Source organism: Apilactobacillus pseudapinorum (genome assembly GCF_040369555.1).
In the GTDB taxonomy this organism is placed as follows: Bacteria; Bacillota; Bacilli; order Lactobacillales; family Lactobacillaceae; genus Apilactobacillus.
In genome coordinates this window covers 181,353-198,626 of sequence record NZ_BAABVU010000026.1, presented here as the reverse complement: position 1 = coordinate 198,626, position 17,274 = coordinate 181,353, and the positions used below count along the sequence as shown (strand labels likewise).

The 17,274-nt window shown below is 40.3% G+C and carries 2 protein-coding genes; both read right to left on the bottom strand.

Annotation, left to right across the window (positions count from 1 at the left end):
* Window positions 1–33 precede the first annotated feature (33 nt).
* A complete protein-coding gene (locus tag ABWU86_RS05850) occupies window positions 34–13,218 on the bottom strand; it encodes a DUF5776 domain-containing protein (protein WP_353321969.1) in 13,185 nt (4,394 codons plus the stop codon).
* 212 nt (window positions 13,219–13,430) lie between these two features.
* A partial coding sequence (locus ABWU86_RS05845) for a DUF5776 domain-containing protein (protein WP_353321967.1) occupies window positions 13,431–17,274 on the bottom strand: 3,844 nt, incomplete at its 5' end.

Genomic DNA, 17,274 nt, shown 5'->3' with positions numbered 1-17,274 from the left:
CACTAGATTTAATCTAGTGACTCTTTTCTTAAACTATTTATCTACTTTTTGTACATAAGTCTTGTTAGAAGTAATATATTCACCTTTACCAACGTATAGACGAGTTAAACCATGGTATTTAACGACCTTTTGGATCTTAATTGTTTCGCCACGTTTTAATCTTCTAACTACATTATCGTTAGTATACTTCTTAGCAGTGTGAACTAATACTCCGGTTGGTTTAATCACCTTGTATTCTTTGTAGTTGTGTTGGTAATATGCATTTTCAACATGATCACCAGCAGTAACAACATCACCATTGCTTAGACGGTATCTTGGAACACCGTTCTTGTAGTAAGCAATTCCAGTAACCTTAAAGACAGTTGAGTTGTAACGCTTAGTGTAGGCGTACTTCTTAACTCTTGTTTCATTACTGAACTTCACATGACTGTGTGTAAAGATAGTCTTCACATTGTAAATGTACTTAGGCATTGTACGTTTCATTTCTTGCTTGTATGCCTTGATGTAACTCTTAGCATATGCATCAGAACGATTGTCGTAAATGTTTGATGGAATTGAACCACGTTTAGTAGCATTCTTAATTCCGGCCTTAGCTCCACTTTCTTTTTGAATCTTAGTTTCTGCTTTTAGACCTTCCTTGAATGTGTATACGTAAGCACGATCCTTACCAACTAAGTCCTTCTTAGATAACTTCTTGTTTTCCTTTAGACTTCTCTTGGCAGCATTTAGACCTTGTAGGTAACCGTTGTAACCATTTACGAATGCTTGACCATTTTCTTTAAGCATGTCTTCTTGAGACTTGTAAACATTAGCCTGAGCTAACTTCATACCAGCCAATGCAGATTGAGCTGCATTGTAGTCACTAGTGTAGTACTTGTTGAATCCAGCTTGACCTTTGCCCTTAATACCATCATCGAAACCGTCACTAGCTTGTTTGTATTCTTCGTTGTATTGTTGTACTTCGAAGTCACTACCAAATGCTGAATCAGGTTTCTTAGCATTGTTTAGTAAGTCGGTTGGAGCTGTACTTTTATCTGGGGCAGGTAAGTCCCAAGTACCTTTACCAAATCCATAACGGAAGGCAATTCCAGCTAGTGAACGAACACCGTTTGAAGCATCACCTTGTTGTCCATAACCGTTATTATATCCAAGATACATCGCTTTGTAGATTGATCTGTAGATATCAGGATCACTACCATCTGGAACTGGAATGTTATTGAAGTTTGGTGTAACTCCCCAGTTAGCTTTGGCATCCTTAATTGAGTTTACCATTGCAGATTGAGCTGAGGCAACAGATGCAGTGTAAACAGAATCAGTGTTGTTCTTATCAACTTTACCACTGACAGCATCTTGAACAGCATCTAGGTAAACGTCCGCTTTAGCACGACCAGCTTGTGCAGTTGGTGAGTTAGCGGGTTGATTATCTGCAGTACCATTCAATCTTGCTAGGAATGCATTGTGCGCATTATCGTATCCGGTGTGTTGAGCTAATTGAGCGGCACCGTTTTGACCGTTAGTTGAGTCGGAACCATTGTTAACAAAGGCATCTGACCCCTTCTTAGCGGCATCTAATCCTTCTTGATATGCTGACTTAAAGTTATCTGCAAATGCTACAGAAGCATTTGGATAAGTTGACTTAATGTAAGCATCAATATTGTTAGGATCAACAGTTCCATCTTCAGAAGCTAGCTTGTATGCAGCAACTGTAGCATCGAAACCATCTTTAACGGCTTGTGATCCGTTTGGCTTATTAGTTGTGTCAGCAACGGCAGCATCGTGACCAGTCTTTTCATCAGCAACTAATTGTCTACCAGCTAGGTAAGCTTCATCATTAGCAAGGTTTGATGTTGTAGCAGTTCCTGCTTTAGCATCATCATGTCCTTGCTTAGCTCTGGTAGCTGCTTCTTTAGCAACTTGACCTAGAGCTGCATTTGCACCTTCTAGTGCAGCAATGTTATCGATTGGTGTACCGTTTTCGTATGCTCTAATACCATCTTGAACGGCTTTTTCGATGTCAGCTTGAGCCTTGTTGTAGAACTTGCTGTATGAATCCTTGTTAGCATCAGAGATACCAGCAGTTGATCCATCACTGTGAGCCTTGTTGTTGTTTGCTAGGTAGTCGTTAATTGCATTTTGAACAGCCTTGTAAGTTACTGAACCCTTATCATTACCATTGTGGCTAGTTAAGTTTGGATCAGTATTTGCAAGTGCATCGTTGTATGCTTGTTTAGCCTTAGCTTGTGCTTTTTGGTAAACATCAACGGCTAGTGGGTTTGACTTGTAATTTTGTGAATTATCATCGTCATCGTTAGAACCTGCGGTTGCAACAACTTGAGCTTGACTTAAAGCACTCTTGTAAGCAGCTTTGTAAGCATCTGATTTATTTGCTTGACTTAATTCTGCATCAGTTTGTGGCGCTTGACCATTAAGAACTGCATTGTAAGCATCCTTAGTAGCATTGTAGACATCATTAGCTGGTGAATTGGCATCAGTTGAAGTAAATGGTTGCTTAGTTTGAGCAGCAACTAATGCTGCCTTAGCGTTATCAACACCAGTGTTAAATGCATTATTATCAGCACTTGAAACTGACTCCTTAACACTAGCTGCCTTGTTAGGATCGTTGGCATCATTATTAGTGAATAATGCAACAGCACCTTGTGATGCATCAGCTTTGTACTTATCAAAGGCTTTTTGGTAAGTGTTCTTGTAAGCATTTGAACCATCAGTTGAAGAAGCAGTGTTTGCTGGTTGGTTGTTGGCAACAGCGTTGTATGCGGCCTTAGCTGCATCATATCCTGCCTTAGCAATTCCAGCTGGTTCGCTTGCATTTTGAGCAAATTTATCAGCACCAGTTGAGTAAGCATCACCCGCATGAGTTAAGAAGTTAGCAAAAGCTGTTCTTCTCAATGGATCATTTGGATATGCCGCTTGAGCTGCAGCTTGGGCTGCATTAGCTAAGTCTGAGCCTGTCTTACCCACATAGTTATCTGGATGTGATAGGTATTCATTCTTAGCAGCATTGATTGCATCTGCGATGTTATTGTAATCCTTAGCTTGAGCATCAGTTAGATTACTCTTACCATCTTGGTTACCGTTAATTACATCGTTAGTTGCAGCTTTAACTGCAGCAGCATAGTCAGCACCTTGCTTGTAAGCAGGGTTAGCGTTTTGCTTACCTGAATCTGGAGAACCGTTTAATCCGTCATTCAAACCACTTGTAATATCGGCTTGAGTTTGGTCATAAACAGCAGCGTCAGCAGCTGTATTTGGTCGTTGACTCTTGTTACCATTTGTAAAGTCTTGAGTAGCTAGACCTTGATCAGCTTGAGCAGCTTTGTAAGCTTGTTCGTATGCCATCTTAGCAGCTGGACTAGTTAAGTTTGCTGAGATATCTGGTTGGTTAGTATTAGCATCATGATAAGCTTGGCTAGCAGCATTGTAAGCATCCTTCATATCAGGTTGGTTATCAGTGTTGCTGTAACCAGAAACACTAGCTAAGTCTTGATCAGCCTTTGGACTGTTTTGTGCAACATTTGAACTGTTCTTGGCAGCGTTTAACGCATTTTGAACGTTTTGTGCTTGTTGTTTAGCAATTGCATAAACAGGTGATTGGTCATCGTGACTATCTGATGCTGGTGTAGCATTTCCGTCAGTTAAACCTTTAAGTGCTGATTGATATACTGGATTGTTCTTGTATGAAGCATTTGCTCCATTATCAGATGGATCCTTAATACCTTTATTAAAGTCAGCAACGGCTGCTGCATAAGCAGACTTGTCTTGACTTCCCTTAGCAAGACCATCAGCTTCGTTCTTGTTATTTGGATCAGTAGCATTTCTACCACTTAATCCTTCAGCATAACCTAACTTAGTATCATGTTGTGCTTTATCGTATAGAGCGCCTGTAGCATTATCAGTTGGACGTGCTGCTGCAGTTGATGGTGAAAGAATTGAATCTTCCCCTGCCTTGTTAGCGTTAACTGCTTCAGCAATTGCCTTTTGATATGCAGCTTTGTAATCAGGTGTTTGACTATCAAAACCATCTGGACGGTATGATACATCTTTGTTTCCTTTACCATCACGAATTGCGTTAACAGCATCTGCATAACCCTTGTAAGCATCAGATGCTTTAGGATCATTTGCGATGTCACCTGGCACATTTTGTGATGATGGATTACTTGAAGCCTTAGCTTCGTTGTAACCCTTGGCGTCTGATTGAGCTTGCTTGAATGCTTGTTGGTATGCAGGAGATTTAGTTGTGTCAACTGGAGCAGTTGGATTGGTTAATCCATCATTAAATCCGTTGTTGGCATCAGTAACCCCTTGAGCATATGCCTTAGTTTCTGGGTCTGTGCTATTTAAATCAGCAGCAACATCTGCATTTGACTTCTTACCATTCAATGCATCACTTGCACCACGAGCAGCTTGTCCTAATAGACGACCGTTAGCATAAGCTTGACGATCAGCTGGATCAGAGTTAGTTGCTTGTCCTGATTGATTTTGTTTAGCATCATTGTAACCCTTAACAGCATCATTGTAGGCATTCATGTATGATGTCTTATCTTTCACACCGGCTGGTACGTTAGCTTCAGTCATTTGTGCTGGAGTAGTTCCATTAGCAATTGCTTGGTTAATAGCTGTTTGAGCATCTTTTTGACCTAGACCTTGTGAGTTAGCAACTGCATAAACAGGTGAGTTATCAGTTGAATCTGCCTTACCTGTAGCAGCATCGTTTAACGCCTTCATAGTTTCTTGGTAAACAGGGTCATTAGCATTGGCTGGGTTTGAAGCCTTAGTTGGATCAGTGATTCCGTTGTTGTAATCATTAACCGCAGCTTCGTATTTAGCTTTATCACCAGCACCTGTACCAGGTGTATTAGAGTCACCGTATCCGGCAACTTCGTTAGCGTTACCACTTGGTTGTGCTTTACCAGTTAAACCTTCAGCGTATCCCTTACTTGCGTCACCTCTAGCTGCATCATAAACAGCTTGGTTAGCAGCATCAGAAGGACGTGTTGATTGTGAAGGGTTAACAACTGAGTTTAAACCAGCAGCATTAGCGTCAACTGCGTCAGACATAGCCTTTTGGTAAGCAGCCTTGTAATCAGCTGATTGGCTAGCAAAATCACTTGGACGGTCGTCCTTTTTAGCTGAACCATTAGCGTTCTTAACAGCGTTAACAGCGGCAGCGTAACCCTTGTATGCATCAGCAGCTTGTCCACTTAGTGAACTTGGCACGTTGTTAGCATCAGGATTTGATTGTGATTTAGCGGCATCAACACCAGTCTTGTCAGCATGTCCTTGAGCATAAGCTTTTTGGAATGCTGGAGTCTTGGCAGCTAAATCAGTAGCTGACATTGGAGTGGTATCTGATAAACCTTGAGCGTAACCATTGTTAGCATCAGTAACCCCTTGAGCATAGCTCTTCTTATCAGGATCAGTACTGTTTAAGTCTGCAGAAACATCGGCATTTGACTTAGTACCATTTAGTGCATCATTGGCACCACGAGCAGCTTGTCCTAGTGCTTTACCATCAGCAAACGCCTTTTGGTCAGCTGGATCGGAGTTAGTTGCTGATCCATTTGAGTTTGTGTTACCAGCGTTGTATCCATTAACTGCTTCGTTGTAAGCATTCATGTATGATGTCTTATCTTTAACACCGGCTGGAACGTTTGCTTCAGTCATTTGTGCTGGAGTTGTTCCGTTCACAATTGCTTGTTTGATAGCAGCAACGGCATCTTTATTAGCTAATGCTTGTGAATTAGCAACTGCATATACAGGTGAGTTATCACTTGGATCTGTGTTGCCTTTATCAGCATCGTTTAACGCCTTCATAGTTTCTTGGTAAACAGGGTCATTAGCATTTGCTGAGTTTAAAGCCTTAGATGGATCAGTGATTCCGTTGTTGTAATCATTAACCGCAGCTTCGTACTTAGCTTTGTCAGCAGCACCCTTGGTATTACCAGCTTGTTCACTAGCGTTAGAGCTATCTGAAACTGATTTACCAGTTAAACCTTCTGCATAACCCTTTTGAGTGTCATTAGCAGCTGCCTTGTAAACATCTGCTAAAGCAGCAGGAACTGGGGCTTGAGTGTTTGTGCTATCTGGAGTTGTTTGTGAAGCGATACCTTGTTGAGCAGCAGCCTTAGCATCATCTAAAGCAGCATTGTATGCATTGTTGTATGCAGCAGACTTGCTTGAATCGTTGCTGTAAGGCATGTTAGAAACATTACCCTTAGCAGCCTTAACGGCAGCAATAGCAGCAGCAGCACCTTGAGCAGCTTGAGAGCTGTCTGGGTTGCCATTTTCAGCACTGTTAAATCCAGCTTTATCATTTGTACCAGCAGCAGCACCTGAATTGTATGCGTCTGTTGGGTTTTCTGGAGCGGCATTACCCTTCAACGCGTCAACATAACCTTGTTTTGCATCGTTGTAACCGGCTGTATAGTTAGGATCATTTTGGGTGTTAGCTTTACCATCAGTAAAGGCCTTAGCACCTTGAACCTTAAGTCCATCAGCTTTGGCAGATGCGAATGCTGATGAACCAACAGCATCACTTGTAATACCAGCTGAAGCAGCAGTTGCGTTTGGATCTGTGTTTTGGTATGCCTTAACAGCAGCTTTGTAAGCATTGTCGTAGACATTCTTGTTGCTTGCATTACTATCATTAGGAGTTAATTGGCTACCTGTCTTTCCAGCTTTAACATCAGCTTTAGCTTGAGCAATGGCAGCTTGAGTGTCATCGTAAGCCTTTTGTTCTGTTGCTAAGTCATCGTTACCAGTAGCTTGGGTTGGTCTTGAACTTGCTGCAGCACCATCAGTTAATGCTTTTGCGTAGTTGTAACCTTCAACAGCAGCTTGTGGAGTTGTTGGAGCAGGTTGACCTGCCATTGCAGCTTCATAACCTGATTTGGCAGCATTAAATCCGTCTAATTGTTTGCCAGTTAATCCTTGAGAAACGCTTGAATCTTCTGGGTTCTTAGCGCTCTTAAGAGCAGCAATTCCTTGACCGTATGCAAAACCGTCCTTAGTTGCTTGATCAGCGTTACCTGGTAGAGTTGCGTTTGCTTGTTCACCTAGTGCTTTACCATTATTAAAGTTTGCAAATGCATTGGTGTAGTCAGGATCAGTGTTAGTTGATGATTGTTGCTTACCATTTTGTGCATCACTTTCACCCTTAGCAATGTTGTATCCTTCTTTGTAAGCAGGTGTTTGACTTGCATCTGGAGTATCAGAACTGTTTTCTTGGTTAGCATCGCTAGCACCTTGAGCGGCATCATCCTTAACTGCTTGATAGGCCTTACCAGCTGCACTATTTGGATCAGTTGGTTGGTGAGTAGTTGACCCGTTCTTGTAGTCATCCTTAGCATTGTCTACAACTGTATTAGCAGCAGCAAGTGCTTTCTTGTAAGCATCTTGGTATGCTAGTGACTTCTTAGCTAAGTCAGCATCTGAAATAGCTGCCTTTTTACCATCGGCAGTATCATAAGCATTCTTAGCAGCATTGTAACCATCAGTTTCTGCTTGTGATGGGTTAGTTGGTAAGCTTTGACCGTTAGTTGCTAAATCAGCACCAGCTTGTGAGTCAGTCTTAGCTTGTTGTCCAGCTTTGTATGCTGCAGTTTGGTTTTCAGGAGCATTGTTGTTTGATCCGTTAAAACCATCCTTAGAAGCCTTATAAGCATCTGCATAATCTGAAGATGTGTTTGCTGGGTTTTGATCAGCACCATTTAAGGCATCACTTGAACCCTTAGCAATGTTGTATCCTTCTTGATATGCAGGTGTTTTACTTGAATCAGGTGTTGCTGAACTACCTTGTTGGTTAGCATCGCTAGCACCTTGAGCAGCAGCGTCCTTAACTGCTTTGTATGCCTTACCAGCTGCACTATTTAGATCAGCTGGCTTGTTATCAGTTGAACCATTCTTGTAGTCAGAAAGTGCGTTTGAAACTACTGGCTTAGCAGCATTAAATGCATTAGTGTATGCGTCTTTGTATGCTAATGATTTACCTGTGAAATCTGGAAGACTAGTACTACCATTTTGTACATCATTGTATGCATCGTTAGTTGCGTTAAATCCATCAGTTTCCGCTTGTGATGGTTTTGGAGTAGCTGGTAAGCTTTGACCCTTAGTTGCCAAATCAGCACCAGTTTGTGAATCAGTCTTAGCTTGTTGTCCAGCTTTGTATGCTGTAGTTTGGTTTTCAGGAGCCGTATTGTTTGAACCGTTAAATCCATCAGCAGCAGCGTTATAAGCATCTTTATAATCTTGTGATTTGTTTGGTGAGTTATCGATGCTTGATCCACTTAAAGCGTCAGCTGTACCCTTAGCAATGTTGTATCCTTCTTGATATGCAGGTGTTTTACTTTGATCAGGTGTTGCTGAAGTACTACTTTGAGCATCAGTGGCACCTTGAGTGGCGTCACTTTGTGCTTTGTTGTATGCTACAGCATCGACACCATTACCTTGTGGTTTGTTTGCTGACGAACCGTTCTTGTAGTCATTTTGTGCTTGTGCAACAGTGTTTTTAGCGCTGCTTAGTGCTGCATTGTAAGCACTTTGATATGCTAATGACTTTTGAGCTAATTGGTCATCAGTTAATGGTGTTTGTTGACCACTTACAACAGCGTATGCGTCCTTAGCTGCTTGTAAACCATCTTTCTTGGCATCTGAATCATTTGGATTAGATTGTGCACTTGCATTTTGTAGAGCTTGGTTAATACCGTCTTGTGAATCTGATTTAGCTTTTTGTCCAGCAATATATGCGGGAGATTGATTTTCAGGAGCAGTGTTATTTGCACCATTAAAACCATCTTTAGATGCATTATAACCAGCTAATTCAGCTTGATCAGTTGGAGTTGTTTTTGAACCACTTAAAGCTGATTGTTGACCAGCTGTATATTTAGCCTTAATTGCATCATATTGTTGTTGATATAAAGCTTGTTGAAGTGGTGACATAGTATTCAATGGTGAATCATTTGTTGATTCTTTCTTACCAGACTTAACATCATTAACAATTTGGTTATATGCATTTTGAGCGGCTGTATAAGCTGTTGGATCCAAGTTATTTGGATTGTTAGTTGTACCATTAGCTGCTTCAGTCATTGCTTGTTGCGCATCACGATATTGTTGTTGTGCCTTGGCGTAGACTTGTTGACCGGTTGAATCACTATCTGCAGGTTTATTGTCTTGGTTACCTGCAATAGCATCAGTTAGCGCTTGTTGTGCTGTGTTATAACTAGCAGCATAGTTCTTCTTGTAAGCAGCATCTTGGCTACCATTTGCAACTGCTGCAGCTGCAGCTGGACTTGCGTTTGCAATATCGTTAGCAGCTTGTGCATTTGCTAAGTAGTCAGCATATGCTTGTTGTAGCCCTTGCATAAAAGCAGTCGGGTTTGAAGCTTGTTTGTATTCAGCACTTTCTTGAATTTTAGCTAACAGGTCTGGAGTTAGTGTTGATGGTGCCTTAGTTGGGTCTGTAATACCTAATGATTGTAAATATTGAGGAGTTGCAGCTTTGTATCCACTAAGAACACTATCATATTCACCCGTATAATCATTATTCTTTTGGTATCTAAGCGGATCCTTTGAATTAGTTCCGTTAATAGCATCAGCAATCGCATTGTTGAAACCGTCGGTAATGTCTTGTCCTTTACCACTATTAACTTGAACAGTGGCTGCGGGATCTTGGTTAAGTTGTCCATTTGAACCAGCTGAGTAACCCACAATGGATGAACTGTAGTCACTACCACCAGTTGAATTTGGTGTTGCAACCATATAAATACCGTTAACACCATATCTCATGTAAACCCCAACCGTATTAATACCACTTGCTTGATCTGCTGGAATAGTGAAACTAATTGGAATTTGGTCTACATTTGATGATGAAGTTGCAGAATAAGTCTTGTTATCAACAATCTTACCAGTTGAATCTGTTGCAGGATTAGAATATTGAACTTTATTTCCATTTGAATCAGTGGTTAAGAAAGTATTCATTCCTGAATCATTGTAATCAGTAGTTTTGTTCTTATCGATTCCATATTGTAGATAAACATTTTGCTTAGCATAATCAGAGCCATCGTAACCCGTTACTTTAGCGATACCTGAAACAGTAATGGATCCATCACTGTTAGTCTTAGCACTAATTGGGTTAGCAAAATATACAGATGGAATACTACTAATATCTAAGATTTGTCCACCAGAGTATGGTGTGTTGCTTGTTGTATGCAAGTATTGATCAGTCGAAGTGTATTGACTAGATGCATTCATTTGATAGTTGTAGTAGATTGTACCATTAACCTTACCAGTGTATGAATTAATGGTTCCGTTATTAACAAATGGGTTAGCATTACCACCATTGCTATTTCTAGCTGTCCCAGCATCCAAGATAACATGACTATCACCTGAGTTATTGACAATCAAGTTACCGTATACAAGTGGAACACCTGAACCAGTTCCATCAGAGATAGCTGAGATTAAGTTACCACGGTTTGCGACTTGAACAGTACCACCGGCTAGGTAGACTAATCCACCACCTGAAGTTGGTCCAGATGGGGCACGGCTATCCCCAATATGGGCAACCTTAACTTGAATGGTACCACCGTTAGTAGCTAAAACATTAGAACCACTTTGTACGTATAGAAGTGCATTAACTTGCCCGGCCATCTTGGGTGATTGATTTGATTCGATATTAATACGACCACCGTCAACACGAACTCCACCATTACTACCTACGTAGATACCACCACCGGCACCATATTGTGGGTAAGTGTTGGAGTAATCTGGCATGATGTTCAAGTTGGCGTTCTTGTTAACAGTCAAACTACCATTTTGAATATCGACACCCATTGGACCTTGGTCAGCACCGTCATCTCCCCCAGTTGCGTTACCTCTAGGAATCAATGTCATACTTGAATCTTCACCTAAGGTAAGATTACCACCACCAGAAATATAAACAACGTTAGAACCTGTGTTAGTACCAACTGAACCGAAATAATGAGCTCCCTTATTCAACACCATGTTAGCGATTGATAGGTTATTTTGGTTACCTGATCCTTCAGCATTTTGTGACTTCATGAAAGGTGAGTCGTAAACATCATCACGTTGGAAGACGTTCACATTACCATCTACGTAGACGTAATTACCTTTGGCTGACAAAATTTGTGAGCCAACGTAGTTAACGTTCTTGTAGTAAATTGATCCACCATTAGATAGTGAGAATGGTCCATAATAGTTAGTTCCATATAAAGTTTGGAAGTTTTGCACGTACAATTTAGTGTTACTGGTTGTACCAGTACTGAACTTGTATTGTTGACCTGACATATCAGCAATATGATTTTGACCATCAACAACATAAATCTTACCTTCAACAGCGTTGACGCCAACATTATTTTCTTGAGACTTAGTAACAGAATGCAAGTCAATATCGTTAACCAACTTAATTGTGAATCCTTGGTTTAACAATGTTGAGTTGTTCATAATACCGTCAAATTGCTTACCAGTAGATACGAATATAACGTTTTGAGCTGCTTGGTTTACAACATCGTTATAAGCAGCAATGTAATTCTTATCTTGTTTACTTGAGGCATCAATAGCAGAAATTGATTGAACAGAATTACCACCATTGAACTGAGCAGCCATAGCGGCCTTTGCCCCTAAATATCCTTGATCGTATGGGTTAGTAGAACTAGTAGTAACGTTTGGATTATTTGCTAAATAGAAATCCTGGGTTTGACCCTTAGCTGTTCCATCACCAATAACCCCAGTCCACTTACCTTTTTCAGCATCTACCATCCCTTGTTTAGCAAGAGCTGCTGGAATTGAATAATTGTAAACGTCTGTGAGTGCTCCATAGAATGAAGAATTGTCAGGATGAACATCTGATTGTGAAGCTACCTTAATATTAGCTGTACCAGAAGTTGCGTTTTGTCCACCAATCTTAACAGATGTATTTTGAGCGTTATTGAACTTTAGACCTAAGTCATTTTCATAACTGATTACTGAGTTATACGCATCATTAGGGTTATCAGCGCCACCCTTATTTGCTTGGTAATTGTCATTGTATGAACCAGTGTATGAAGCAGCGGCTGAAGAATTGTATGAAGCACTTGAACCTTGGCCCCAATTTGATTTGTTAATATTTGGGTTAACTGCTGGTGTTGAACCATTTCCTGAAGTATAGGAAGTGTTAGCAGTATTGTTATAGTAGTTGTAATCTTGAGTACCAGTACCATTACCTTGAGTAGCATTTGAGTATGCATTAATGGCAGTTTGGGCTCCAGCATAAGCCGCACTATAGTATTTAGCTTGATCACTAGCATATGATGACATGTTGTTACCATTACTCATAACAACATCATTAATGGCTGCTGAAATTACAGATGAATATTGCACTGCATATGATGAACCAGCTTGGTAACTTGCATCACTTGTGTTAGCTCCGCTGGCTGCACTGCTATTTAATGTAGCATAAAAACCACTGCTTGCCATTGAATAAGCAGTGTCATATGTTGATTGACGAGCTGAGTTGAATTTACTATTATGTGATGATCCCTTAATGAAATCAGAGATACCGGCACTTACTGCATTTGCAGAAGCTGCTGAACTTGCAGTACTTGATGCATTGTTCCATGCGGAAGTATATACATCTTGATCTCTTCCGTATGAAGAATTCAATGAGTGACCTGCGGCAAAATCACTAGCACCAGCACTTGATGCCGCAGCAACAGTAGCATTTGACGATGCGTTCCAAGCTGCAGTATAAGCATCTTGGTGGTTATGATATGAGCTGTTCAATGAGTGACCTGCGGCAAAATCACTAGCACCGGCACTTGATGCTGTACTACTTGCTGCAGTAGAAGCTGTTGAATAAGCTGCATCATAATCAGCTTGGTAACTACCATATGATGTTGATTGGCTTGCGCCATTTGAACCATCAGCAGTACCAGATGCTTGAGCTGCTGCCTTGGATTGTGCTGCAGCTAAAGATTCAGCATCCCTTTGGGATTGTGATTCTTGTTGTGAATCCCCTCCACCTTGTGTGGTAGCACCTTGTTGAGTACCATCAGCATGTGCAACTACTGGTGAAGTAGTCATCACACTGTAAGCTGATGAACCTAAAAGAGCTAAAGTTGCAACAGATACGACGATCCATTGTTTTTTAACTTTTTTCATGACTTTTTTGTCATTTACTTTATTAAATTTATTCTTATTATATTGCAATTCATAATCCCCCTGTTTGAGAAACTATTAACCTATAATTTTTTATACCTATACTCTTATTAATGTTACCATGCTTAATAAAAATTTAAAACTATTTAATAATTAGTTTAAATCATCTTAATATTTTCTTAAGAAACTGGAAAATAATTATAAAAAAAGTTCCCATCTGGTTAAAACCAAATGGGAACTTTTATTTTTGTTTAATTGAATTTTTACTTCTTATCGACCTTTTGAACATAAGTCTTATTTGAAGTAATGTAGTCGCCATTTCCAATATATAGTCTAGTTAGACCATGGTATTTAACAACTTTTTGAACCTTAAATACTTGATCACGTTTCAATCTTCTTACTACGTTATCTTGACTGTATTTCTTATCAGTGTGAACTAAGACACCTTTAGGTTTAATAACCTTAAAGAAATTGAAGTTGTGTTGATAGTAAGCATTTTCAACATGGTCACTCGCAGTGACGATAGCACCGTTACTCAAACGATATCTAGGAATACCATTCTTGTAGTAGGCAATGCCAGTAACCTTAAACACAGTTGAGTTGTAGCGCTTAGTGTAAGCGTACTTCTTAATTCGTGTTTGTTTACTGAACTTCACGCGACTGTGAGTAAAGATGGTCTTAACGTTGTAAATGTATTTTGGCATACGACGTTTCATTTCATTCTTGTACGCTGTGATGTAGCTATGAGCGTAGTATTCAGAATGATTCTTGTAGATATTTTCAGGAATCGAGTGGCGTTTAGCGGCGTTCTTAACCCCGGCCTTAGCACCATCTTCTTTTTGAATCTTAGCTTGTTGCTTCAATCCTTCCTTGAAGGTGTAAACGTAAACTCTGTCTTTTCCTTCTAAGTCTTTCTTAGAAAGCTTCTTGTTTTCCGCAAGATTACGTTTAGCAGCTTTAATTCCTTCTAGATAACCACTGTATCCATTAGCAAATGATGATCCCATAGCCATAGCTAATTCACTAACCGACTTGTGCGCATCTTCTTGTGCTAACTTCATACCAGCAATCGCATCAAAACCAGCTTGATAACCCTTACTGTATGATCCAACGAATGAAGCTCTTGTTTTATCAGTCAAACCATCGCTAAATCCATCGTCAGCCAAGACATAGTTCTTACTGTAAGAACTAGCTTCGAAGTCATTAGCAAACTGACTGTCAGATTTCTTAGTGTAGTGTAAGAAATCAATTGGTGCGACACTATTGTCATCTGGAACTGGAATATCGCTATTTCCACGTTTGTAACCATAGTTAAAGGCACCAACGTAGTCAGGATAATTTTGGTTAGCATTCTTATCCCTTGAGTTGTATCCATTAGTGTAACCGTTAAAGATGGCCTTGTAGACATCACGGTATACTGTTGGATCATAACCATCAGGCACGACAATGTCGTTATCGTTGTCTGGTAGTTTCTTACTCATCTTAGCATCATTGATTGCATCCTTAATTGCCTTTTGTGCTGTATCATAACCGTTTTGGTAATCAGTTTGACCACCTTGGTTTTCCTTGCCAGCAACGGCATCTTGGATTGCCTTCAAGAATGCTTGGGCCTTACTTAAACCAGCAGCTGATGTTGGTGCATCAGGGTATTGGTTAGTGTTAGTCCCGTGAAGAGCATCGATAAAGGCGCTATTAGCATTCACATAACCATTATGTTGTGCTAAATCAGCTGCACCCTTAGCATTTGCCATCGCATCAGCTTGATTACCTAAAGCTGCTTGGGCACCAGCTTGAGCACGACTTAATCCGTCCAAGTAGGCACTCTTGAATGCATCCCTGTAAGCAACTGAAGCATTTGCCAAGTGTTGGTTAATGTAATCATCAAGCGTATCTTTGGTCAAACTACCACCAGTTGATGCCAACTTATATCCATCAACTGTGGCTTTGAAACCATCTTGTTCAGCTTGTTGGTTGTTATCCAACACTTTACCGGCTGGATATGGTGTAGCTGTTACATCGTTAAGCGCTTCATTGACTCCCTTTTGTTCACTTTGAGCAAGGGCTTGTCCTGCTTGGTAAGCATAGTCATTTGAAGCATTCTTATTTTGTTTAGCGTCAGCATATCCATTTTGCGCTCTTTGGGCAGCTGCTTGAGCGACCGCTCCTAAGCTATTAGCAATTGCTTTACCAGCTTGTTGGATTTGATCACTTGTATTATTAGCAGCATAACCTTTAATTCCAGATTCGATTGCCTTTTGCAAATCACTGTTTACAAACGCAACGTATGCTTGGTGGTATGCAGTTGCTGCGTCACCACTGTAGTCAGTGGTATTAGTAGCATGAGCTTGGTTGCCGGCTAAGTAATCACTGATGGCTGCTTTAATGGCAGCATATGTGGCTGCTGATTCACCTTTACCTTGGTATTTATCAGCGTTAACACCGTTTTCCGCATCATTAAATGCACTGTTAGCAGCGTTGTAGTTATCTAGATATACTGCTTGAGCGTATGGATTAGTAAATTGTTCTGGATGCTTATTGAAGTTAGCACCATCATTTTCACCAGTTAAAGCGGCCTTATTAGCATAAGTTAAAGCATCATCGTATGCATCTTGCACGACTGGATCTGATTCATGTCCAGCAATCTTGTCTGCATATTGACTTGCTTTAGCCTTATCATTATCAGCCTTACTGTATGCTGCCTTAGTTGCAAAGTAGACATCTCCGGCAATTGTGCCGATTGTGTATTTACTATCCAATGAAGGGTCGTTAGCTTGAGCATCAGTTAATGCTTGTTTAGCATCTGATAAACCTTGGTTGTATGAAACATCGTGAATGTTATTAGCATTACTAATCAATGGTGTATTATTCGCATCGTTATTTAGATTATTAGTGAACAATGCTTTCGCTCCATCAGCAGCTGCGAAACCAGCTGAAGTGCTGGAGGCTTGGTAAGCCAATTGATAAGTTTGCAACTTGCTATTGATATCACTAGCAGGCGCTCTGTGATTAATTAAATCATTAATGGCGTCGTTGGCAGCGTTGAATCCACTTTGTTCTGCAGTGGAAGCATTGCCAGGAAGTGATGTTTGACCGTTTTGACGTAAGCCCATTGCTGTTTTAGCGTCTTGACCCATTTCAAATGCAGTATTCAAATCACGATTATTTCTACTACTAAATGGATTACTTTGACCCCCAAATCCAGCTTGAATTGCATTATTCGCATCGTTTTGACCTAAAGTAGCTAACTTACCACTAACCGCTTTAATAGTGCCATCACCATTACCAACAGTTGCGGAAGTTACCCCAGATTGATATGCGGTCTTAAATTGCGCAATACTGTTTTGGTAAATTAATTGATACTTCAAATTATTAGTAATATTTGGTGTCACATTTGAGTAATCAGTTGCAGATGCAGCCGGATTATTCAAGATTGCGGCCTTCGCAGCGTTAATAACGCTATTGATATCACTATTACCAGTGTCAACATTCCCATCAGTGACTGCATTATTGATAGCAGTCTTAACCTTATTAGCTAATGTTGAATCATCATTAGTATCTGCGTTGCTGTTAGCGTTAGTTTGACCATTTAAGCCATCATTAAATACCGCTTGAGCAGCTTGGAAACCTTTACGGATAACATCTTTATCCAAGTTACCTGCAACGTTATCAGTTTGCGCACTGGTATTTCCATTATTAAATTGACTAATTCCTTGCTTGTATTGAGTTAGCAAGTGACTCATTGCGTCAGTGTATGCTTTTTGATAAGCCGGGTTATTAGCATTCATGTCAGATGCATCTGGTGTTGATGAAAGCTTAGATGGATCTGTTGATGCCATAAAGGCTTGATATGCTTTTTGATAACCACTGGCAGCCATATTGTAACTGGCTTGATCACTAGCGTTACTACCATTATTACCATTTTGAATGTTATTTTCGGCGGCTTGGACTGCTTGAGCAGCTGCTTGTCCCTTCAAATAACTTGGTGATTGGTTAGTAGAATCAACATGACCAGATAATTGATCATCAAAACCTTGTTTAGCACTATCATAAGCTTGTTGTTGCGCTTTATCTGACAAAGTCGTGTTGTTAGTGTCGCGAGGGTTTCCG